We start from the raw sequence: 21,236 nt of genomic DNA, 5'->3' as shown, positions 1-21,236 counted from the left end.
CCCGCGGCAATCGCCGCGGGCACCCCTCGTCATGGACAGTCTCTTTTCAGCGGTCCCGTGCCGTCACCCCTAGCTCGAGAACGTCACCTCCCCGCCGCCCTGGAGCTGGTCCTCGGGCACCTGCTTGGCGTCGGGCGGGATTTGCCCGGAGTCTGGGCCGCCGCCGACGGACTGGGTGTCGGTCACCTGGTCGCCGCCCGATCCCGCAGCGCCCCGGCTGGTGATGAGCCATCCCGCGGCGACACCCCCGGCGACGAGCGCCAGGGCGAGCAGCGCCGCGACCGCGATTCTCTTTGCGTTGAACTTTCTCGTCTTCTCTTCCATTGCCTTTCCTCTCTCGTGAGTTCTTGTCCGAACTGTCCCGTCTATGTCATCCGGCCCCGCGGCCGGCTCGTCTTCCCGGCCGCGCTACCCGTGCCTGAGCGCCTCCACCGGCGAGAGCCTGGCGGCCCGCCAGGCCGGGTAGAGCCCGAAGACCACCCCGACCGCGGCCGACACCGCCACGGTGCTGCCGGCCACCGCCGCGGGCACCTGCGGCGTGATCGCCCCGGAGCCCGCCATCTGGGCCGCCATGCCGGCGAACCCCCAGGCGGCGGCGTAGCCCGCGGCCATGCCCGCCGCCCCGCCGGCGAGGCACACGAGCACCGCCTCGAGCAGGAACTGCGCCACAATGTCCGACCTCCTCGCGCCGAGAGCGCGGCGCAGGCCTATCTCGCGGGTGCGCTCCGTCACGCTCGTGAGCATCATGTTCATGATCCCGATGCCGCCCACGAGCAGCGACACCCCCGCGACGCAGGTGAGCAGCAGCTGGAAGGAGCCCATGACGGCGTCGGACTGCTCCATGGCCGCCTTCATCGGCCACACCGAGGCCCTGCCCGACCCTCCCTTGCGCGCCTCGATGGCGGACGCGGCCTCGCGGGCGAGCCCGTCGACGTCCTCGCCCTCCCGCGCGAAGGCGAGGACGGAGGTGTAGAGGTCGGCGCCGTCGGGCGATCCCACGCGCTGGCGCAGGGTGCGCAGCGGCATGATCGCCGACGAGAGCCCCGAGGCCGCGCCGGCGTCGGCGAGGACGCCCACCACCTCGAAGGGCGTGCCCGCGATGGTGACGCGGCGTCCCACGGCCGCCGCCGGGTCGGCAGACTCGCCCTCCAGCTGTCTGAGCATGCCGTCGGTGAGCACCACGACGCGCGACGCGGACTCGCCGTCCGCCGCGTCGAGGAGCCTGCCCGCGGCGAGCCTGGCCGAGGCGGCCTCGAACCAGTCGGGGGAGACGCCGAGCACGCCCATGTCCTTCACGGCCTCGGTGCCCCACGTCGCAGAGGCCGTCGTGGAGACCGAGCCCGAGAGGATTTCGAAGCCCGGCACCGCCGCCCTGAGGGCAGCCACGTCGGCCTCGGTGAGCCCCAGGGCGTCGGCGCCCGCGTAGGTGATCGATGCCGCGCGCGCCTGCGCGAGGCCGAGCCGCTCGGCCATCGCGGAGCGCACGCCCGTGACGAGCGCCGTCATGGCGATGACCGCGGCGATGCCGATCACCACGCCGAGGGCCGTGAGCGCGGTGCGGCCCCGGTTGTGGGCGAGCGCGCGCACCGACTCGCGGCAGACGTCCGCAGGCCTCATCGCGGGCCCCCTTCCGTCGGCGAGGGCAGCGCCCGAAGCGGCTCCCTGCCATCCGCGCGGCTGTCCGCGCCCCTGAGCCCCTCGGAGAGCAGGCCGTCGCGCAGGGTGAGGGCCCGCCCGGCCCGCGCCGCCACGCCCGCGTCGTGCGTGATGAGCACGACGGTGCGGCCGGCGGCGGAGAGCGCCTGGAACGTGCGCATGACGGCGTCTCCCGTGGCCGAGTCGAGGTTGCCCGTCGGCTCGTCGGCGAGCACGATCGCCGGGTCGGCCACGAGGGCCCGCGCGATGGCGACGCGCTGCATCTGGCCGCCCGAGAGCTCGCGGGCGAGATGCCCGGCGTAGCCCTCAGGCAGGCCCGCCGCCGCAATCGCGGCCATCGCCCGCTCCCGCCGCTCCCGCCGGGGCGCCCCGGCGTAGGCGAGCGGCAGGCAGACGTTGTCGAGGACGGTCTCGCGCGGCAGGAGGTTGAAGCTCTGGAACACGAAGCCGATGCGCCCGGCGCGCACCCAGGCGAGTTCCGCGTCCGTGAGCGACGACACGTCCGCACCCTCCAGCAGGTAGGTCCCCGCGTCCGTGCGGTCGAGCAGACCGAGCACGTTCATGAGGGTGGACTTGCCCGAGCCCGAGGGCCCCATGATCGCCACGAACTCACCGGGCATGACCCTGAGGTCCACGCCGCGCAGCGCCCGGACGGGGCCGGCGGCGCTCGCGTAGGAGCGCGTCAGGCCGCGTGCCTCGATGGCCGGGACGGCCCCCGGTGCGGGGAGGTGCGCCGCGGCGGGCGCGTCGCTCGGGCGCGCCACCTCACTCGCCTCCCTTCGCTGCCGACGTGACCACCTGGTCGCCCTCCGTCAGGTCGCCCTCGACGGCCGCGCCGTCGTCGGTCTTCAGGAGCACCTTGACCCTGCGGGTCTCGGTCCTGCCCTCGGCGCCGTCCTTGCCCGGCACCCACACTTCGACGGTCGAGTTCCCGTCCGCGTCGGTCCCGACCGCGCCGGCGGGGACGACGAGCGCGTCCTCAAGCGTCTGGACGGCGATGTCGGCGCTCGCGCTCATGCCGGGCTTGAGGCGCGGGTCGGGAGCGTCGACGAGCAGCCCCACGTCGTAGGTGACGACCGAGCCCGAGTCCTTGCCCGCCGTCGCCTGCGTCGCCACGTCCGTCACCGTGCCCTCGAGCTTGAGCCCGTCGACGGCGGGGAACGTCACCTCCGCCTTCTGGCCCACGGCCACCTTCGGCACGTCCACCTCGTTGACGGCGAGGGCGACCCTGAGCTTGGTGAGGTCGCCGATCTCGGCGAGGGCCGTGCCGGACTGCGCCTGCACGGAGGTCCCGGGGGAGGCGGCGAGCGACATCACGGTGCCGGCGGCCGGCGCGCGCACCGTGCGGGCGTCGGCCTTGGCCCGCGCCGCCTCGAGCGCCTGCTCTGCGGCCGTCGTCTGGGCGTCCGCCTTCTCGCTGGCGGCGCGCGCCTGGTTGAGCGCGGCGGCGGACTCGTCGGTCCCGTCCTTGGCCGCGGCCTTGGCGCGCTTGAGGTCGCCCGCCGCGGCGCGCTGGTCGGCCTGGGCCGAGGCGAGCGCCGCCTGCGCGGCGTCGACGTCCTGGTCCAGCTGCGGGTTCGCGATGGTGAGCAGGACGTCGCCGGTGGAGACCTGCTGGCCCTCGGTCACCTTCACCTCGGCGACCGTCCCGTCCACGGGCGCCGTCACCGCCGCCGAGGACGCGGCGGCGAGCTTGCCGGCGCCCGTGACCGTCTCGGTGAGCGAGCCCCTCCTCGCCGCCTTCGTGTCGGGCGCCGCGCTGGCATCGCTTGCTGGGAACAGCAGCGTGGCGGACAGCCACGCCGAGGCGCCGACGACGGCCGCGGCCAGCGCGAGCGACGCCGCGACGCGCGCGGCCCGATGCCCGCGCGCCGCCGCCCCTCCCTTCCGAATCGTGTGCTCCATGTGCCGCGCCTTCCTTTCCTCTCGGCCTCGGTTGACGGCGGCCACTATGGGCGGGCAAGCTGAGACGAACCTTTGAGGGGCGTCTCAGCCCCGTCTCAGCGAGCCCGCGTAGCATCGCGGGCGCGCGGTTCCAAGCGGAAGGGGGAGGCATGAGGTTTCTCGTGGTCGAGGACGCGTGGCGGCTCGCCGAGGCGGTCGCCGAGATACTCAGGGGCGAGGGTTGGTCGGCCGACGTGGCCACGGACGGCGGGCGCGGCGCTGAGCTCGCCGCCGCGGGCGCCTACGACTGCGTGCTGCTCGACCTCATGCTGCCCGTCATGGGCGGCCTTGACGTGCTGCGCGGCATGCGGGAGGCCGGCGTCGCGACCCCGGTGATTCTTGTCACCGCCCGCGACGCGGTGCCCGACCGGGTGGCCGGGCTCGACGCCGGAGCCGACGACTACCTCGTGAAGCCCTTCCACGCCGAGGAGCTGCTCGCCCGCGTCCGGGCCGTCTGCCGCCGGCCCCGGGCCATCGAGGAGGCGGGGCCGCTGCGCGCCCTCGGCCTCGAGCTCGACGAGGGTTCGCTCGAGCTGCGCGCGGCGGGGGGCACCGCCGTCGCGCTCAGGGCGCGCGAGTGCCAGCTGCTCGCCGAGCTCATGGCGAGGCCCGGGCGCGTCGTCGCCAAGCGCGACCTCATCGACCGCGTCTGGGGGCCGGGGACGGCCGGCGGAGGCAACCGCCTCGAGGTGCTCGTGCACGACCTGCGCCTGCGCCTCGCCGAGGCGGGGGCCGCAGCGGAGGTCGCCACCGTGCGCGGCGCTGGCTACGCCCTGCGGGAGGCTCCGGCCGGGGGCGCGCGGTGAGGGCGCGGGAGGGACGGCGCGCCCTTCCTCCCGAGCTCGCGCGCCTGCGCCGCCGGATGGCCCTCGCGTCCTCGGCCCTCATGGCCCTCGTGCTCGCCGCGTCGTTGGCCGGCGCGTGGCTCTGGTCGGCGCGCGGGTATGCCTCGGAGGCCGACGTGGCGCTCCAGCAGGCCGCGGGCGAGTCCCCGCTCGCCGGGGACGGGGCGGCCGCCGTGGCGGTGGCGTGCCCCTACCCGGTCGTGCGCCTCTCGCTGGCGGGCGGCTCGGCTGCCGACGCGACGGGGGCCCTTTCCGGCGCGGACGCCGCCGCCCTGGCCGCCGCCGTGCCGGAAGGGGCCGGCTCGGGCTCCGTCTCCGCCCTGGGGCGGGAGTGGCGCTTCGAGCGCCTGGACACCGGCTCCGTCGCGGGCGGGTCCGGCGCCGAGTCCTTCTCCGCCGGGGACGGCGCGGGCGGCACCGTCCTGCTCGTCGACGTGACCCAGGCCTCCTCCGCGCTGCGTTCGCTCGGCCTCGCGCTCGCCGCGGCATGGCTCGCGGGGTCCGCGCTCGCCGCCGCCGCGTGCCGTGTGCTCGCCTCGCGGGCCCTCGTCCCGGCGGCCGAGGCCTGGGAGCGCCAGGAGCGCTTCGTGGCCGACGCCTCCCACGAGCTCAAGACGCCGCTCGCCTCTATGTCGGCCACGCTCGACGCCCTCGTCGCGAGCCCCGGCCGCACCGTGGGCGAGCAGGCGCGCTGGACGGGCTACCTGAGGCAGGACATCGACGAGATGGACGCGCTCGTGCGCGGCCTGGTCGAGGTCGCCCGGGGGCCGGCGGCCTCCGGGGGTGCGGGGCCGTGCGACGTGGCGGGGGTCGCGGAGGGCCTCGTCGGTCGCCTCTCCGCCCGTGCGGCTGTCCGAGGCGTCTCTCTCGCCTCCGCGGTGGCGCCCGGCACCATGGCCGCCTGCGGGGAGGGCGACCTGTCCGCCGTCCTGGGCGAGCTCGTGGCGAACGCGGTCAAGTACGCCGACGAGGGCAGCTCGGTCGCCGTCTCCGCCGCCCGCCGCGGGCGGCGCGTCGCGGTCTCGGTGTCCAACACCGGCCCCGGGATCGCTCCGGCCGACGTGCCCCGCGTCTTCGACCGCCTCTGGCGCGGCGACGCCGCCCGCACGCGCGGCTCGGGCGCGGAGGGCTACGGCCTCGGCCTCTCCATCGTCCGACGCCGCGCCGAGGCCCTCGGCGGCTCCGTCTCCTGCAAGAGCGACCCCGGCCGCCTCACCACCTTCACGCTGGAGCTCCCCGCGGGATAGGGGTGTGCGGGCCCTTCTTTGTCTGAGGCATCACTGACTATCTGGTCATTACAAATAGCTATTTCTAAGTCAATATACTGCTAGCTACTACTCAGTACCGACGTTGGGGGGGGGTTAATGGCACCAAGGGTGACAAACAACAGTGAGAAGCTTGCACGAGTAATCAAGGAGCGTCGAACCGCCATGTGGCTAACCCTTGAGGAAGCTGCAAGTCGTGCTGGAATCGGCGTTAAGACAACGCGCGGGAGTATCGCCATCTCCGCCGCTGACCACGGTGGTTCCCTTCATGAAGATGGTCGGCGAGGAAACCGTGGTCAGGGGCTGGAAGTACTACTGAGACGAGAGCTGGCAGGGCGCATCCGCCGTCCCGCGGTGCGGCGTTTTTAGCTGAGTGTGTGTGCGGGAAGGGTCACGAGCATCGTCGTTCCTCTCTCCGAGCTTTCTTCGACCCCTGCAGTGCCACCGTGAAGCGCGGCGATCTCCCAGACAAGTGCTAGCCCGAGTCCTGCGCCGCCGTATGCCCTGCTTCGGGATTTGTCGAGACGAAAAAACGGCTGAAAGATGCTCTCTCGGTGGTGCTTGGGTATTCCCGGGCCCTGATCCTTGATTCGCAGGAACACGTGGCTATCGGTAGCGCAGATACAGACGTTGACAGTCGAGCCGGGGTGACTGTAGCGGATGGCGTTTTCGACCAGGTTAAACACCAGCCGATAGAGGAGTGTGTCGTTTCCGATCGCCAAAGCGTCTCCGGCGCAATCGAGGGTTACGCCCTTATTCTCGGCAAGCGGCGCAAGATCAGCGAGGACTTCTTCGGACAAGGGGCCAAGTTCAACGGCATCCTCGCAAGGAACGCCGCGGAGCTCACTCATCTCGAGCAAGACTTTGGTCATTCGTGACATGCGCTCGGTTTGTTCTTGTAGCAGGCCGAGCAGCTCTGCCGTATCGGGTTGCGATGCGGGGTGCTCGGAGACGAACAGTTCAATCTGCGCTTGCATAAGGGCAAGCGGGGTTCGCAGCTCGTGTGCGGCGTTGCCGGTAAACTGTTGCTGTGCAGAGAACCCCTCGCCAAGGCGGGTGATCATGTCGTTGAAAGAGACGCTGCATCGTTGAAGTTCGGCGGGAACATCTTCGTTGAGTTTGATTTCTCTTAGGTTGTCAGGCTGTACGCGCTCTACCTGAGCGGCAAAAGCCCGTAGAGGTTTGAGCGCACGACCGCTCACAAAGTATGCTAGCACGCCACCAAGCAGCGTGACTCCAGCCGTGATACACCAGGCTGTCGCGCCAAAAGATTCTTGTGCGTTGTTTACGACGACCGTGACCTCGTCATCGAGAGCCACTTTTGTTGGGTCAAACGCCTGGGGCGTATCTTCGTCGGCTGTGCTTAGAGCCGAGATGCCACTGGCAATGGCGTCCATGTAGCGCATGCCCGTATAGCCGACCAGGAAGTTCGTCAGAGCGCATGCCATACACGTTAGCAGTGCCGTCATGATTGTTATGCGCCATTGCAGCGAAAGCTGTTTCATTCGCCGTCCTCCATGACGTAGCCCTCTCCAATCCGATTGCGAATCGGGTCGTATCCCAAAGTGCTGCGCAGCTTTTTTCGGAGTGACGAGATATGAACCCGGGTTGCGTTGCTAAAGCTGTTTACAGTGCTATCCCAAACGTGCTCGATAAGCTCCTCTTGGCTTACCGGGCGCCCTTGGTTAAGCATCAGATATTCCAGGATTCCCGTTTCTTTGCGTGTCAAAGACAGGGCACCGCTTTCTACGGAAGCGATGCGGGCTTTGGTGTCAAAGCTGAGTTTTCCACAGGTTAATACTATGTCGTTTTGCGCAAAGCGCCTGAGAGTAAGGCTGCGAATCCTCGCCGCAAGCTCATCCAGATGAAACGGCTTGGTAAGGTAATCGTTGGCACCGGCATCGAGCCCGGCGACTTTGTCGGATACCTCGCCGTATGCGGACAGGATCAGCACCTTGGTCTCACGGTCGGTTTTCCGAAGCTCCTTGAGTATGGTCATACCGTCGATACGGGGAAGGTCGAGGTCGAGCACCACGAGGTCAAAGACTTCAACGCCTAGTAGGTCGAGCGCCTCCCGTCCATCGTGACAGCAGTCGACGCTGTATGCCAGGTTTCGCAAACTGCGCGCGATTGTGTCACACAGCGCCTGCTCGTCCTCGACGATCAAAATACGCATAACAGTCTCCTTGTACATTTCAGATCGCGCTTAACACGGATTTTATAGTCGATATGGTCCAATGGGTCGCGCAACGAAAGGAGTGGTCAGGTTGTTCAAATCGGTAAAACCCATGGTGCAGGTCGCTTTGTTGATCGCAGGAATTGCCATGGTGTGCTTTGGCGTTGTGCGTGGCGAGGCGGATGCCGTGTTTGCCAAGGCGATTAGGCTGTGCTTGGAGTGTGTCGGAATTGGCTAAAAGAATAAACACTGTGTCGCAAGCTTTGGTTCGATTTCGCGGATTCATTCAAGCGGCATCGACGCTTATCGCCAACATTCACCTGCCTAACTTCGCCAAGGGCGCAATTTATCAGGGCGCAGGAAAAACGGTCTGTGTACCCGGACTTAACTGCTATTCGTGCCCTGCGGCAACGGGCGCGTGTCCCATCGGATCGTTCCAGTCGGTGGTGGGCTCATCTAGGTTCAACTTCTCCTACTACGTTACCGGTACACTCATTTTGCTTGGCGTGCTGGTGGGACGATTTGTATGCGGGTTTTTGTGCCCGTTTGGCTGGCTGCAGGAGCTACTTCACAAGATCCCCGGCAAAAAGATTTCGACGAGAAGGCTCAAGGCGCTTACGTATGTCAAATACATTGTGCTTATGTTTGCCGTGGTATTGCTGCCTGTGCTGGTGGTCAACGATCTGGGGATGGGCGATCCGTTCTTTTGCAAGTACATCTGTCCACAGGGTGTGCTCGAGGGCGCCATTCCGCTTGCCATTTCCAATGCCGGCATTCGATCTGCGCTGGGACAGCTCTTTACCTGGAAACTTTTTGTTCTCATTCTTGTGGTGGTGCTGAGCATTTTGTTCTATCGCCCCTTCTGCAAATGGATTTGCCCGCTCGGCGCATTCTACGCACTCATGAATAAGGTGTCCTTACTGGGAATACGGATCGACGCATGTAAATGTGTCTCGTGTGGCAAGTGCTCAAAGGTTTGCCAGATGGACGTTGATGTGACCCGTACACCCAATAGTGCCGAATGTATCCGATGCGGAAAGTGCATTGGGGCTTGTCCCGTTGATGCCATCAGCTATCGCTATGGCTTGGATGCGTCGGCAGATAAGCTCCCCCCGACCGCTGATGAAAAGTAAAACAGGCTTCGACAAAACGGAGGAATGACCATGAAGCTTTCTAAGATTGCGGCCCTGTTTATGGTGCCGGTGTTGGCCTTGTGCCTCGTGGCATGTTCGGCACCCGGCAGCAACGCCGGCGAATCGACCGGCTCCGATTCTGAGATTGCGGAGCTCATTGCGCAAGAGCCGGCCAATGCCGACGAGGCCGCCGAACTATATACGAAACTTATGCAGAAGGAGAACGACATCCTTTCGGGCGACAACACGCTGTGGGATAAGGTATTCAATGCAGCAAATAAGGACTCGACAATGATCGAGGACGGCAGCAATTACGGTGATTTCCTGCTCAAGACCATCGATGGCGCCAAGGACGAGTTTACGGCAGATGAGCTCAAGACGCTCAAGGCCGGTGCGCAGCAAATCAAAGAGATCGAAGAGAAGCTGGAAAGCCTGGAAAAGAAGTTTCCCGGCTGCGGCACCACGCCCGGTGCGGGCGAGAGCGTTGATGCTTCGGCCGCGGGCATGACGACTGATGGCGATACCTCTAGCGAGGCGGCGAAATTTCCCAGCTTTACGGGTAAGGACCTTGACGGCAACGAGGTGAACAGTGACGAGTTGTTCTCCAAGAACAAGGTTACCGTCATGAACTTCTGGTTCACCACTTGTAAACCGTGCGTGGGCGAGCTGGGCGATCTTGAGGATCTAAATAAGGAGCTTGCCGAGAAGGGCGGCCAGGTCGTAGGGGTCAATTCCTTTACGCTCGATGGAAACAAGGACGAGGTTGCAGATGCTAAAGACGTGCTGAGCAAAAAGGGGGTGACGTATAAGAACATCTGGTTCAAGCCGGACAGCGAGGCTGGCAAGTTTACGTCAAATCTGTTCTCGTTCCCGACAACCTACGTTATCGATCAGAACGGCAACATCGTGGGAGATCCGATCGTGGGCGGCATCAGCTCTGCCGAGCAGCGCGAGGCGCTCAACAAGCAAATCGAGCAGGCGCTCGCGAAGAGCGGACAGTAAGTCCGAATGTAACAAAGGGACTGTCCCTTTGCCTCATTGGGGAAGGGGACAGTCCCTCTCTTGCGCCTAGCTCGTTTTGCCCATCATCGTGATACGGGTGCTTGGATGGGTATAGTCGTCAAACTCGTCCTTGGAATCCGTGTCAAACGAGCAATACGCTTAGATGGGGTCGTCGCTTGTTCAGACCCGCTGCAGGATTAATGGATGCGTGCTGGGTATAAGCAAGCCCAATGAGGACGCAAGAGTAGGGGCTTTGCCGTGTGCACGTCAATTCGATTCAACGGCGCGCATGGTGCCCGGCGCCCTGCGCCCCACCTTGCTTCGCGACGAGGATGCGCTTGTGCTCGGGCTTGGTTCGTGACAAAGTGTCCGAGTCGATTTGTCTCGGGCCGTCTTGTCATTCTCGAAGGGATTGCACGCGATGACCTAAGTATTCAACCTATCAAGTTCATGTTGCAGGCACATCTCGGTAAACTCGCGCATCTCGGCGGGGAAGTCAGGGGTCTTGTAGGGGACGCCCAGCTCGGCTAGGGCCTCGCGCACCTGCGAGAGGGTGCAGCAGTTTGCAAGCAGGCCTATGGCGTGGTAGTGCAGCGTGTTCATGAGGTACTCGACGCGCTCGGCGGGGATACCCGTGGCTGCTGAGAGTCGCGGCCTCAAGACATCCATCTGCTCGAAGTAGCTGCGCTTAAATGCAACGAGGCGCTCAAGGGATACGTTCGTCTCGATGATTGTGAACAGGAGGTCGTGAACGCGGAACCACTCCCTGTTGGGATCCATCACGCCTGCCCATGTGACGGCTGCCTCGTGCGGCTCGAAGCTCAGGCCTTCGGGGAAGGCAACGAGCAGGTCGTGGTAGTACGCGTCACGTTCGTCCTCGGCTAAGGCGAGGAAGATCTCCTCCTTGGTTGTAACGTACTTGTAGAGGTTGGCACGCGACCAACTGAGTTGTTCGGCGATGGTGGTGAGCGTGATTTCGTGGTAGGGGCGGGTGGCGAAGAGGTCGGCGGCGGCGCGCTTGATCTCGCGCATGCGCTCTTGCTTTTGCTCGGCGCTGCGGGCGCGCTTGAATGCGGGCATGGACGCCTTCCCTCCGGCTGCTGCGAACGGTGTTGCAGAGAGTATACGCCAGAGCGCTTTTCCGAAAATAAGTGACGCCGCGAAATTAGTCCTTTACAGGAAGGCCATGCCTACTTGTGGTACGGTTCCCCGCGCGAGATCTTCTGCGCGCGGTACAGCTGCTCGAGCAGCACGACGCGCGCAAGGTTGTGGGGCAGGGTGATGGGGCCAAACGAGAGCGTCTCGCTCGCGCGCCGGCGTACTGTCTCGCTCACGCCGTCGGACCCGCCAATAACGAAGGCAAAGCTGTTCGTGCCTCCCAACGTCAGCGTGTCGAGACGACGGGACAGCCCCTCGCTCGAACGCTCGCGTCCTCCGATGTCAAGCAGCACCACGTGCACGGAGCTGCCCAGGGAGTCGAGCGCGGCGCAGATGGCCGCCCCTTCCTTGTCGCGAGCTGCCTCTATTCCACCAGCCTTGCCCGGGTCAATGTCGGCGATTTCGCGCACGGTCGTCTTTGCGTAGGGCTGCAGTCGCTTGAGATACTCTTCGCAGGCTTCCTTCCAGAATCGCTCTTTGAGCTTGCCCACGGCTATGACGGCGAACTTCATCTGCGCCCTCCCTGTCATGCTTTCCTGCGTCCAGGCTATTCGGAGCTTTCTTGCGCGCGCGGGTCATATCGGCAATTGCCCGCCCCGCTTGAGCGCCTCACGTAGCATCCACTCTATCCGACCGATGGCGATGAGCGCCTCGTCACCAGCCCATTGCCGGCTGGCGAGCGCGGGCACGTCGCTGGGATGGACGAGAGCCCTGCGGCACCCGCATGACTCAAGGCTACAGCTTACGGTTCTGGCGCGGTGGCCTTCAGGGCGTATGGCTCTGATGATTCTTTGGCGCCGGTCTGTCACATGTACTATGGGGGGCGTGTAATTATCGTCCGCCTATCCCGGCGCCTCGAGGTCTGGAGTCTTCTTGCCGCAGCGCATCGTCAATCTTCTCGTTGGCCCAGAGTCAGATGGGCTCCGCCTCGACGCCTTCCTCGCCTCAGGTGAGGATATGCCCTCACGCTCCGCCTGTGCCAAGCTCGTGGAGGCTGGCGAGGTCACCATCAACGAGACGCCTGCGACCTCCAAGTCTGAGAAGGTGCTGCTTGGCGACCGTGTCCGCGCTGCGGTCGAGGACCCAGACCCGGCTGCGGCGGACCCCACGCTCGCGCCCAATCCCTACATTCCGCTCGACATCCGCTACGAGGATGACCACCTGATCGTCCTTTCCAAGCAGGAGGGGCTTGTCTGCCACCCGAGTCCTGGCCATGTGGATGACACGCTGGCCAACGCCCTCGTTGCTCATTGCGGCCCCAAGCACCTTGGCCGCCTGCAGGGCGACGACCGCCCCGGCATCGTGCATCGCCTTGACATGGACACCTCGGGGCTCATGCTTGCCGCTAAGGACGACGAGACGCAGAAGGCGCTCCAGGACCTCATTCGTCTGCGCACGCTCGACCGCCGTTACGTCACGCTCGTATGGGGCTACGTGGCGGCCGACTCCGGCACCATCGACACGGGCATCGCGCGCTCCACGCGCGACCGTATCCGCATGGCCGTCTCGGATCACCCCGGCGCCCGCGAGGCCATCACGACCTTCCGCGTGCTCGAGCGCTTCGAGGCTGGCAGGCGCGACGAGGGCTACACGCTGCTCGAGTGTCACCTCTACACCGGGCGCACGCACCAGATTCGCGTGCACATGCGCCACATCAACCACCAGTGCATAGGAGATGCGCTCTATGGCAGGGGAGACCTTGCCCAAAACCTCGGTCTCGCCAGGCAGTTCCTCCATTCGTGGCACGTTCGCTTCGACCACCCCTTCACTGGAGAGACCATAGAGCTTGCAGACACCCTTCCGGACGACCTTCGCCATGTACTAGAATCGCTGAAAAGCCGGTCGATGGGGCGCACGCAGGCGGGTGAGGTCATCGTCCCGCAGCTCCTTGGTGAGCGGGATGCGGGGCATGTGCCGAACGGCTGACCGGAACCGCGCTCCTCCCGCAATGTTTTCCAACCGTCGAAGGGTTGCCAACTCGTGGAACTGAACCGCCTGGGCCTTACGCCCATCGTGATCTTCAACCTTGTTGTGTGGGCGTTCTTCACCTTTGCCTACTTCTACCAGATCGTCTACATCTTCGTGACCTGGCGCAGGGGAGACGTGAAGCTCCCCAAGGCTCGCAAGAACCACCGCTATGCCTTCTTCATTGCCGCCCATAACGAGGAGAGCGTCATCGCGAACCTCGTGCAGTCCATCAGGGAGCAGGACTACCCCTCCGAACTCATCGACACCTTCGTGGTGGCCGACGCCTGCACCGACAAGACTGCCGAGCGGGCGCGCGAGGCGGGCGCCATCGTCTACGAGCGCAATGACCTCGCCCGCAAGGGCAAGAGTTGGGTCATGGACTACGGGTTCGACCGCATCCTCAACGAGTATCCCGGAAAGTACGAGGCCTTCTTCGTCTTCGACGCCGACAACCTGTTGAGCCCGGGCTATGTCAAGGAGATGAACAAGGTCTTCGACGCCGGATACCTTGTCTCCACGAGCTACCGCAACTCAAAGAATTTCGACTCGAGCTGGATCAGCTCCGCCTACGCCCTCTGGTTCCTGCGCGAGGCGAAGTTCCTCAACAACTCACGCATGAGCCTCGGTACCGGCTGCGCCATCTCCGGCTCTGGCTGGATGGTCTCTGCGAAGATTGTCCAGGGCATGCATGGCTGGGACTTCCATACTCTCACGGAAGACATTCAGTTCTCGACCTTCTGCGCCGCCAACGGCATCCAGATTGCCTATGCGCCCGCGGAGTTCTATGACGAGCAGCCGCTCACGTTCTCTGCCTCCTGGACGCAGCGCATGCGCTGGACCAAGGGCTTTTACCAGGTCTTCTTCTCCTATGTGGGCGACCTCTTCCATGGCATCCGCAAGAAGCGCTTCGGCTCCTACGACATGCTCATGACCATCGCGCCCGGCATGATCTTGACGCTGCTCTCGGCCTTCGTGAACTGCACGTACCTCATCCTCGGCGGCCTCTCTGGTGGTTACTTTGCCACGAGCAACGAGCTCTCCATGTGCGTGGGCTCGCTGGTGATGACCTTTGGGTCTATGTACGTCGTGTTCTTCCTTCTTGCCATCATCACCACGCTCTCCGAGCGCAGCCACATCCACTGCCGTCCCGATCGCAGGTGGCGCATCATCTCGAATCTCTTCACGTTTCCGCTGTTCATGATGACCTACATCCCCATCACGGTTGCGGCGCTGTTCAAGAAGGTCGAGTGGGTGCCCACCAAGCACACCGTCTCGATCTCGATGTCCGACATGGGCAAGGAGCCTGTGGGGGGCAAGTAGGCTACAATCGTTCGGATTACGTTCGTGTTCGTCAGCTATTGCCGTTGCGGGCTTAAAGCAGAAAGGGCTATCACATGGCAACATTCTTCGAGGGCGAGTCGCACACCTTTTCCGAGTACCTGCTAGTTCCCGGCTACTCGTCTCACGAGAACATCCCCGCCAACGTGTCGCTCAAGACTCCCCTCTGCCGCTACAAGAAGGGCGAGGAGCCCCGTATCACCCTCAACATCCCCATGGTGTCCTCCATCATGCAGTCCGTCTCCGGCCCGCGCATGGGCGTGGCGCTTGCCACCGAGGGGGGCATGAGCTTCATCTACGGTTCTCAGACCGCTCAGTCCGAGGCCAACATGGTGCGTTGGGTCAAGGACTACAAGGCGGGCGTCGTCGAGTCCGACTCCACGCTCACGCCCGACATGACAATGGAGGAGGTCATGCTCCTCAAGGAGAAGACCGGTCACTCCACCATGCCCGTCACCGAGGACGGCAGCCCCCACGGCAAGCTGATCGGCATCGTCACGAGCCGCGACTATCGTCCCTCCCGCGACGACCACCAGGCCAAGGTCTCCACGTTCATGACGCCTCGCGAGAAGCTCATCGTTGCCTCCGAGGACACCTCGCTCAAGGTTGCCAATGACATCATCTGGGAGCATAAGCTCAACGCGCTGCCGATGGTGAAGGACGATGACACCCTGGTGGGCATCGTCTTCCGCAAGGACTATGACTCCCACAAGTCTAACCCGGACGAGCTGCTTGATGCCAACAAGCGTTACATGGTCGGGGCCGGCATCAACACGCGTGACTACGCCGAGCGCGTGCCCCTGCTCGTGGAGGCCGGTGCGGACGCGCTGTGCATCGACTCCTCCGAGGGCTACTCCGAGTGGCAGAAGCTCACGATCGACTGGATTCGTGAGCGTTACGGCAACGATGTCATCGTGGGCGCCGGCAACGTGGTCGACGCCGAGGGCTTCCGTTACCTCGCCGACTGCGGCGCGGACTTCATAAAGGTCGGCATCGGCGGCGGCTCCATCTGCATCACGCGCGAGACCAAGGGCATCGGTCGCGGCCAGGCCACGGCCCTCATCGACGTCTGCCGCGCGCGTGACGAGTATTTCGAGGAGACCGGCGTCTATGTGCCCGTCTGCTCAGATGGTGGCATCGTGTACGACTACCACATGACGCTTGCGCTTGCCATGGGTGCCGACTTCATGATGCTTGGTCGCTACTTCGCCCGCTTTGACGAGTCGCCCACCAACCGCGTGAACGTCAACGGCCAGTACATGAAGGAGTACTGGGGCGAGGGTTCCGCGCGTGCCCGCAACTGGCAGCGCTACGACCTCGGCGGTGCCGCTAAGCTCAGCTTCGAGGAGGGCGTCGACTCCTACGTGCCGTATGCCGGCTCGCTCAAGGAGGGCGTGGAGGCCACGCTCTACAAGGTGAAGTCCACGATGTGCAACTGCGGCGCCAAGACTATCAAGGAGCTACAGGACAAGGCCCGACTAACCCTTGTGAGCTCCACCTCCATCGTTGAGGGCGGTGCCCACGACGTTGTGCTCAAGGACCACAACCAGTCCGTGAGCTATCGCTAATTAGAAACCCATCGCACTGCTGCGTCGCACCCGCCTCGTGGCGGGTGCGACGTCCATGAAGGAGCAACATGTCCGACCAGACCAAGGAGTTCCCGCTCTACGACGCGCAGGCCATTGAGACCAAGTGGCAGCGCACGTGGGCCGAGAAGGGGACCTACAAGACCGACGAGGACCCCAACAAGCCCAAGAAGTACGTGCTCGAGATGTTCCCGTACCCCTCGGGTGACCTGCACATGGGTCACGCCCGCAACTACACCATCGGTGACGCCATGGCGCGCCAGGCCCGCATGCGTGGCTACGACGTGCTGCACCCCATGGGGTTTGACGCCTTTGGCCTGCCGGCAGAGAACGCGGCCATCAAGCATCACACGCAGGCTGGAGCCTGGACCTATCAGAACATGGACAACGCGCTTGCGACTATGCGCCGCATGGGCTTCTCCTACGACTACGACCGTCTGGTGCGCACGTGCGACCCCGAGTACTACAAGTGGGGCCAGTGGATCTTCGAGAAGATGTATGAGCGCGGCCTCGTCTATCGCAAGAAGAATCCGGTCAACTGGTGCCCCAAGTGCAACACGGTGCTCGCCAACGAGCAGGTGACTGAGGGCCGCTGCTGGCGCTGCGACTCGCTCGTCGAGAAGCGCGACCTCGACCAGTGGTACCTCAAGATCACCGACTACGCGCAGGAGCTGCTCGACGACCTGGACAAGCTTCCCGGCTGGCCCGAGCGCGTCAAGCAGATGCAGGCCAACTGGATCGGCCGTTCCGAGGGTGCCGAGGTCGACTTCACCCTGTGCGACCGCGACGGCAACCCCATCGAGGGTGACGAGGGCAAGATTACCGTCTTCACCACGCGTGCAGATACTCTCTTTGGCTGCTCGTTCTTCCTGCTTGCGCCCGAGTACAAGGGTCTCATGGACCTGGTTGCCGGCACCGAGTACGAGGCGGCGGTTCGTGAGGTCGTGGACCAGGCCGGGAACGTGAGCGCCGTCGAGCGCGCTCAGGGCGTCCTTGAGAAGCACGGCGCCTTCACCGGCCGCTACGTGGTCAACCCCATCAATGGCGATAAGGTGCCTGTGTGGGTGGCCGACTATGTGATTTCCGACTACGGCACCGGCGCCGTCATGGCCGTGCCCTGCGGCGACCAGCGCGACTTCGAGTTTGCCAAGAAGTACGACCTGCCCATCGTGCCCATCATCCTCACCGGCGACGACCCGCTGTATCCCAAGCTCAAGGACGAGCAGGGCAAGGTCGTCACCTCCGTTGATTGGGATGCGGCGATGGCTGCGGAGGGAAAGCTCGTTCAGTCCGGCAAGTACACGGGCCTCGCGGGTGGCAAGCACTCCGAGGGCGAGCGTGCCGTCGTGGCCGACCTCGAGGCTGCGGGGACCGGTCGTCGCAAGGTGAACTTCCGCCTGCGCGACTGGCTGATCAGCCGCCAGCGCTATTGGGGCAACCCCATCCCGATGGTGCACTGCGACCATTGTGGTTACGTGCCGGTTCCCGAGGACCAGCTGCCCGTGACGCTGCCTGAGAACCTCGACCTCGGCGCTGGCGAGACGCTTGCCGGCTGCAAGGACTTCTACGAGACCACGTGCCCGGTCTGCGGCCGCCCGGCCAAGCGCGAGACCGACACCATGGACACGTTCACCTGCTCCAGCTGGTACTACATCCGCTATTGCGACCCGCACAACGACAAGCTTCCCTTCTCCAAGGAGGCCGTGGGGCGTTGGATGCCGGTCGACAACTACATCGGTGGCATCGAGCACGCCATCCTGCACCTGCTCTACAGCCGTTTTTGGACCAAGGTGCTGCGCGACATGGGCATGATCGATGTGGACGAGCCGTTCACCAACCTGCTCTGCCAGGGCATGGTGAAGGACGAGCACGGTGACGTAATGAGCAAGTCCAAGGGCAACGTGGTGCCCCCGAGCTCGGTCATCGAGCCGTACGGCGCCGACACGATGCGCCTCACGATTCTTTTTATTGCCCCGCCCGAGAAGGACTTCGACTGGGATCCCAACGCGGTTGCCGGCTGCAATCGCTTCCTCAAGCGCGCCTGGCGCCTCGTCTGGGAGCTGGCGAGCACGCCGGGTGCCGCTCAGGCCGGCGCGCCTGACGCCGAGGCGCTTGACGAGCGTGCCGCGAGTCTGTTCCGAGACCTGCACCGCCTTGGCAGCCGCTGCACGGCCGACTTCGACCGCCAGCAGTTCAACACGGCCATCTCTGCCGTGATGGAGCTCGCCAACTCGGCGAGCGCTTGGGTGAACGACGTGGCCGCCGAGGACCGCGACGCCGCTCTTGCCGGTCGCGTCGCACATGACATGGTCGCCATGCTCGCACCCATCTGCCCACACTGGGCGGAGGAGCTCTTCCACGCCGCGCTGGGCCGCGAGGGCTCCGTGTACGACGAGGCCTGGCCTGAGTTCGACGCAAGCCTCGCCGTTGCCAACACGGTCGAGATCGCGGTCCAGGTCATGGGCAAGGTCCGCGGCCACGCCACGGTTGCGGCCGATGCCAGCAAGGACGATATGCAGGCCGCCGCGCTCGATGCCGTGAGCGAGCACATTGCCGGCAAGACGGTGCGCAAGGTCATCGTGGTGCCCGGCAAGCTCGTGAACATCGTTGCCAACTAGCGGGGGTTAGCTGGATGAAGTGTCCCAACTGTGGCGCAGACCTCGGCGAGGGCGTCCTGCCCGTGCGTTGCCCCTCTTGTGGGGGCAGTCTCGCGGGATCGGGTTCCAACACCTCGATCAGGCGGCAGCGCGCCTCGGCAGACCGCGCCGCGGCCTCGCGGCGCGTCGTCGAGGGTCTTTCCGGCATGGGTCGCGGACGCGTGCGAGCGGGAAGCTCCACGAAGCGCGCCGTCAGGCTCATCTGTGGGCTGGCACTCGTTGCGGCGTTCTGCGCCATCGTTTACGTCGTGGCGTATCAGGCCGAGCTCGTGGGTGGCAGGTCTGTGCCGGACGTCGTTGGCTGGCGCTTCGAACGCGCCGTCTCGGCCCTTGAGAGCGATGGGTTTGCCACCACCACGGTGGAGGTGGCAAGTCCCGACCAGCCCGAGGGCATGGTGGTGTCCACGAATCCGGGTGCCGGGTCGAGGGCAGACGAGGGGAGCACCGTCACCGTGGAGGTGTCCTCCGGCGCGTCCTCGAAATAGGGGTCTTGGGCCTGCGGGTTATAAGTTATGGAGTCTTGACGAGTTACCAGTGCGTTTTCTATACTCGTGAGGATTAGATGGGTTGACTGAAGGGAAGTGGGGTGGAGTTTTCGCCCCGCTTCTCTTTGTCTGTAAGGGCACTGAGTGCGGAATCGCACTTGGATTGACGCGGAAGGGAAGGCGCATGGCACAGGACAAGGCCGGCGACATCCTCGCCAGGCTCGAGGGCATTGCCCCGGGGCACGGCGTCGACATCGTCGACGTGGAGGTTGTGGGCGCTACGAAGGCCCCCACGGTGCGCGTGCGCATCGACTGGGCCGACGAGGGGCGCGGCCCCATTGGGCTCGATGACGTTGCCGCCCAGACCTCGTGGGTGTCTGACGCCCTTGACGAGCTCGATCCCTTCACCGGGTCATTCACGCTCGAGGTGAGCTCCCCCGGTCTCTCGAGGCCGATTCGTCGCGAGCGCGACTTCGAGCGCTTTGCGGGCGAGAACGTTGCCCTTGCCACGACGGCCACCGAGGGGCGCCGCAAGTTCTCCGGCAAGCTCCTCGGCATGCGCGAGGGTAGCGTGGCCATCGCGACCGACGAGGGCGAGGTTGCCATCCCGCTCGCCGAGGTGAAGCGCTGCACCATCAAGCCCATTTTCGACTTCTCGGAGAAGAAGTCTTCCAAGTAACGACGACACCCTCTCAGGAAAGGGGTACCACCTTATGGCATCCGAGATGATCGAAGCCCTGATGCAGCTGTGCCAGGACAAGCACATCGACGAGCTCTACCTCCTCGACAGGCTCGAGCAGTCCCTGGCCGACGCATATACGAAGGTCCTCAAGCTGGATTGGGGCGCGAAGGTCACCATCGACCGCGCCAGCGGCAAGATCTACGTCTACAAGCTCGACCCGGTGGACGACTCCATGGACGAGGAGGGAAACTACACCGAGTTCAACGAGATTGACGTGACCCCGAAGGACACGAGCCGCCTCGCCGCCCGCGCCGCCAAGGACGAGATCAACGCCATTGTCCGCAATGCCGCCCGCCAGCAGATCTACGAGGAGTTCTCCCAGCGCATCGGCGACATCATCACCGGCACGGTGCTGCAGTCCACGCCCGACTTCACGATTGTGAAGATTCGCGAGGGCGTCGAGGCGGAGCTCCCGCACTTCGACAAGAAGCGTCACCCGGAGGAGCGCAACGAGCGCCCCAACGGTGAGCGCTACAGCCACAATCAGCGCATCAAGGCCATCATCATCGACGTACGCGACCCCAACTCCACGGTCCAGCCGGTCCGCGGCGAGCACTCGCGTCCCTCCATTGTCATCAGCCGCACGCACCCGGACCTCATCCGCAGGCTGTTCGAGCTCGAGGTTCCCGAGATCTATGACGGCGTCGTCGAGATTCGCTCCGTCGCCCGCGAGGCTGGCGCCCGCTCCAAGGTCGCCGTCTCCTCGCTGGATGACCGCTTGGATCCGGTGGGCGCCTGCGTCGGTCCCAAGGGCAGCCGCGTCCGCACCGTTGTGGGCGAGCTCCGTGGCGAGCGCGTCGACGTGGTGCTTTGGAGTGACGACCCGGCCCGCTGCGTCGCCAACGCCCTGTCTCCGGCCAAGGTTTCCCGCGTGCTCGTTGACGATGAGAACAACTACGCCACGGTCATCGTGCCCGACGACCAGCTCTCCCTCGCCATCGGCAAGGAGGGCCAGAACGCCCGCCTCGCCGCTCGCCTGACCGGCATGCACATCGACATCAAGAACGAGACGCTCGCCGCCGGCATCATCTCCCAGATGAAGCAGAAGCACGAGGAGGCCCAGGAGCCCGAGGACCTCGTGGGCGAGGAGGGTCAGCGCTGCGAGTTCGTGAGCCCCTCTGGCCAGCGCTGCCGCAACATGGCCCGTTCGGACTCGCGCTTCTGCGGCGTCCACGAGAAGATGGCCCTTGTTGACGATGCCGAGGTCTCCGACGACCCCGATTCCCTCGTCTAGTTTTGCGGGCATCACCCGCTCACCCGACCGCCCGCACACTGGAAGGT

At 64.9% G+C, this 21,236-nt stretch carries 20 protein-coding genes; 12 read left to right on the top strand and 8 right to left on the bottom strand.

The window, feature by feature from the left end:
• Window positions 1–69 precede the first annotated feature (69 nt).
• From EFAMC2_RS00595 to EFAMC2_RS00580, 4 genes are all read right to left on the bottom strand, one after another.
• Window positions 70–324 (bottom strand): hypothetical protein, encoded by a 255-nt coding sequence (locus EFAMC2_RS00595; RefSeq protein ID WP_154025956.1) that lies wholly within the window; start codon window positions 322–324, stop codon window positions 70–72.
• 84 nt (window positions 325–408) lie between these two features.
• Window positions 409–1,617, bottom strand: coding sequence for an ABC transporter permease (locus EFAMC2_RS00590; RefSeq protein ID WP_154025954.1), 1,209 nt, complete (start codon window positions 1,615–1,617; stop codon window positions 409–411).
• Complete coding sequence (locus tag EFAMC2_RS00585) at window positions 1,614–2,420, bottom strand: ABC transporter ATP-binding protein (RefSeq protein ID WP_154025952.1); 807 nt, start codon at window positions 2,418–2,420, stop codon at window positions 1,614–1,616. The genes EFAMC2_RS00590 and EFAMC2_RS00585 overlap by 4 nt, the downstream gene beginning before the upstream one ends.
• 1 nt (window position 2,421) lies before the next feature.
• On the bottom strand, window positions 2,422–3,561 hold the full coding sequence (locus EFAMC2_RS00580) for an efflux RND transporter periplasmic adaptor subunit (RefSeq protein WP_154025949.1): 1,140 nt from the start codon (window positions 3,559–3,561) through the stop codon (window positions 2,422–2,424).
• 149 nt (window positions 3,562–3,710) lie between these two features.
• Here EFAMC2_RS00580 and EFAMC2_RS00575 point away from each other — a divergent pair, with 149 nt between their 5' ends.
• Together EFAMC2_RS00575 and EFAMC2_RS00570 are read left to right on the top strand one after the other, a co-directional pair.
• Window positions 3,711–4,406: a response regulator transcription factor gene (locus EFAMC2_RS00575; RefSeq protein WP_154025947.1), complete on the top strand. Its 696-nt coding sequence runs from the start codon at window positions 3,711–3,713 to the stop codon at window positions 4,404–4,406.
• 56 nt (window positions 4,407–4,462) lie between these two features.
• Complete coding sequence (locus EFAMC2_RS00570; protein ID WP_261979951.1) at window positions 4,463–5,692, top strand: sensor histidine kinase; 1,230 nt, start codon at window positions 4,463–4,465, stop codon at window positions 5,690–5,692.
• A 383-nt stretch (window positions 5,693–6,075) separates the two neighbouring features.
• On the opposite strand, the gene EFAMC2_RS00565 is transcribed toward EFAMC2_RS00570, so the two are convergent.
• Complete coding sequence (locus EFAMC2_RS00565; RefSeq protein ID WP_154025943.1) at window positions 6,076–7,215, bottom strand: sensor histidine kinase; 1,140 nt, start codon at window positions 7,213–7,215, stop codon at window positions 6,076–6,078.
• Window positions 7,212–7,886: a response regulator transcription factor gene (locus tag EFAMC2_RS00560; RefSeq protein WP_187325053.1), complete on the bottom strand. Its 675-nt coding sequence runs from the start codon at window positions 7,884–7,886 to the stop codon at window positions 7,212–7,214. Before EFAMC2_RS00560 ends, EFAMC2_RS00565 begins: the two co-directional genes overlap by 4 nt.
• Before the next feature lie 112 nt (window positions 7,887–7,998).
• Between EFAMC2_RS00560 and EFAMC2_RS10480 the strand changes: the two genes are divergently transcribed.
• From EFAMC2_RS10480 to EFAMC2_RS00550, 3 genes are read left to right on the top strand one after another with little or no spacing between them, the layout of a single operon-like run.
• Window positions 7,999–8,124 carry a CD1871A family CXXC motif-containing protein gene (locus tag EFAMC2_RS10480; RefSeq protein ID WP_154025972.1) on the top strand — a complete coding sequence of 42 codons (126 nt, stop codon included), beginning with the start codon at window positions 7,999–8,001 and terminating at the stop codon, window positions 8,122–8,124.
• Entirely contained in the window at window positions 8,117–9,019 is a 903-nt protein-coding gene (locus tag EFAMC2_RS00555; protein ID WP_410054794.1) for a 4Fe-4S binding protein, read from the top strand. Before EFAMC2_RS10480 ends, EFAMC2_RS00555 begins: the two co-directional genes overlap by 8 nt.
• Window positions 9,020–9,049: 30 nt before the next feature.
• A complete protein-coding gene (locus EFAMC2_RS00550; protein ID WP_154025937.1) occupies window positions 9,050–10,021 on the top strand; it encodes a TlpA family protein disulfide reductase in 972 nt (323 codons plus the stop codon).
• Between the two features lie 426 nt (window positions 10,022–10,447).
• Here the strand turns inward: EFAMC2_RS00550 and EFAMC2_RS00545 are convergent, their stop codons facing one another.
• Window positions 10,448–11,101 (bottom strand): TetR family transcriptional regulator, encoded by a 654-nt coding sequence (locus EFAMC2_RS00545; RefSeq protein ID WP_154025935.1) that lies wholly within the window; start codon window positions 11,099–11,101, stop codon window positions 10,448–10,450.
• Window positions 11,102–11,211: 110 nt separating this feature from the next.
• Entirely contained in the window at window positions 11,212–11,691 is a 480-nt protein-coding gene (locus EFAMC2_RS00540) for a 23S rRNA (pseudouridine(1915)-N(3))-methyltransferase RlmH (protein WP_154025933.1), read from the bottom strand.
• A gap of 361 nt (window positions 11,692–12,052) precedes the next feature.
• Between EFAMC2_RS00540 and EFAMC2_RS00535 the strand changes: the two genes are divergently transcribed.
• From EFAMC2_RS00535 to nusA, 7 genes are all read left to right on the top strand, one after another.
• A complete protein-coding gene (locus EFAMC2_RS00535) occupies window positions 12,053–13,105 on the top strand; it encodes an RluA family pseudouridine synthase (protein WP_154025931.1) in 1,053 nt (350 codons plus the stop codon).
• A gap of 54 nt (window positions 13,106–13,159) precedes the next feature.
• A complete protein-coding gene (locus EFAMC2_RS00530; protein WP_154025929.1) occupies window positions 13,160–14,467 on the top strand; it encodes a glycosyltransferase family 2 protein in 1,308 nt (435 codons plus the stop codon).
• Window positions 14,468–14,541: 74 nt separating this feature from the next.
• Window positions 14,542–16,053, top strand: coding sequence for an IMP dehydrogenase (locus EFAMC2_RS00525; protein WP_154025927.1), 1,512 nt, complete (start codon window positions 14,542–14,544; stop codon window positions 16,051–16,053).
• Between the two features lie 68 nt (window positions 16,054–16,121).
• Window positions 16,122–18,689, top strand: a complete 2,568-nt coding sequence (leuS, locus tag EFAMC2_RS00520) for a leucine--tRNA ligase (RefSeq protein WP_154025925.1) — start codon at window positions 16,122–16,124, stop codon at window positions 18,687–18,689.
• Between the two features lie 14 nt (window positions 18,690–18,703).
• Window positions 18,704–19,213, top strand: coding sequence for a PASTA domain-containing protein (locus EFAMC2_RS00515; RefSeq protein WP_154025923.1), 510 nt, complete (start codon window positions 18,704–18,706; stop codon window positions 19,211–19,213).
• 184 nt (window positions 19,214–19,397) lie between these two features.
• The gene (gene rimP, locus EFAMC2_RS00510; protein WP_154025921.1) at window positions 19,398–19,892 is read left to right on the top strand and encodes a ribosome maturation factor RimP; all 495 of its coding nucleotides are present in this window, start codon (window positions 19,398–19,400) and stop codon (window positions 19,890–19,892) included.
• Between the two features lie 34 nt (window positions 19,893–19,926).
• Window positions 19,927–21,189 (top strand): transcription termination factor NusA, encoded by a 1,263-nt coding sequence (gene nusA / locus EFAMC2_RS00505; RefSeq protein ID WP_154025919.1) that lies wholly within the window; start codon window positions 19,927–19,929, stop codon window positions 21,187–21,189.
• Window positions 21,190–21,236: the final 47 nt, after the last annotated feature.

This window comes from Olsenella uli (assembly GCF_901212655.1).
GTDB lineage: Bacteria > Actinomycetota > Coriobacteriia > Coriobacteriales > Atopobiaceae > Parolsenella > Parolsenella uli_A.
This window is presented reverse-complemented; position numbering and strand designations above follow the sequence as displayed.

Excerpts from the sequence above, each read along its gene's own strand:
- EFAMC2_RS00595 (WP_154025956.1), bottom strand. The coding sequence starts at position 324 with ATGGAAGAGAAGACGAGAAAGTTCAACGCAAAGAGAATCGCGGTCGCG.
- EFAMC2_RS00590 (WP_154025954.1), bottom strand. The coding sequence starts at position 1,617 with ATGAGGCCTGCGGACGTCTGCCGCGAGTCGGTGCGCGCGCTCGCCCAC.
- EFAMC2_RS00580 (WP_154025949.1), bottom strand. The coding sequence starts at position 3,561 with ATGGAGCACACGATTCGGAAGGGAGGGGCGGCGGCGCGCGGGCATCGG.
- EFAMC2_RS00575 (WP_154025947.1), top strand. The coding sequence starts at position 3,711 with ATGAGGTTTCTCGTGGTCGAGGACGCGTGGCGGCTCGCCGAGGCGGTC.
- EFAMC2_RS00570 (WP_261979951.1), top strand. The coding sequence starts at position 4,463 with ATGGCCCTCGCGTCCTCGGCCCTCATGGCCCTCGTGCTCGCCGCGTCG.
- EFAMC2_RS00565 (WP_154025943.1), bottom strand. The coding sequence starts at position 7,215 with ATGAAACAGCTTTCGCTGCAATGGCGCATAACAATCATGACGGCACTG.
- EFAMC2_RS00560 (WP_187325053.1), bottom strand. The coding sequence starts at position 7,886 with ATGCGTATTTTGATCGTCGAGGACGAGCAGGCGCTGTGTGACACAATC.
- EFAMC2_RS10480 (WP_154025972.1), top strand. The coding sequence starts at position 7,999 with ATGGTGCAGGTCGCTTTGTTGATCGCAGGAATTGCCATGGTGTGCTTT.
- EFAMC2_RS00550 (WP_154025937.1), top strand. The coding sequence starts at position 9,050 with ATGAAGCTTTCTAAGATTGCGGCCCTGTTTATGGTGCCGGTGTTGGCC.
- EFAMC2_RS00545 (WP_154025935.1), bottom strand. The coding sequence starts at position 11,101 with ATGCCCGCATTCAAGCGCGCCCGCAGCGCCGAGCAAAAGCAAGAGCGC.
- EFAMC2_RS00540 (WP_154025933.1), bottom strand. The coding sequence starts at position 11,691 with ATGAAGTTCGCCGTCATAGCCGTGGGCAAGCTCAAAGAGCGATTCTGG.
- EFAMC2_RS00525 (WP_154025927.1), top strand. The coding sequence starts at position 14,542 with ATGGCAACATTCTTCGAGGGCGAGTCGCACACCTTTTCCGAGTACCTG.
- leuS (WP_154025925.1), top strand. The coding sequence starts at position 16,122 with ATGTCCGACCAGACCAAGGAGTTCCCGCTCTACGACGCGCAGGCCATT.
- EFAMC2_RS00515 (WP_154025923.1), top strand. The coding sequence starts at position 18,704 with ATGAAGTGTCCCAACTGTGGCGCAGACCTCGGCGAGGGCGTCCTGCCC.
- rimP (WP_154025921.1), top strand. The coding sequence starts at position 19,398 with ATGGCACAGGACAAGGCCGGCGACATCCTCGCCAGGCTCGAGGGCATT.
- nusA (WP_154025919.1), top strand. The coding sequence starts at position 19,927 with ATGGCATCCGAGATGATCGAAGCCCTGATGCAGCTGTGCCAGGACAAG.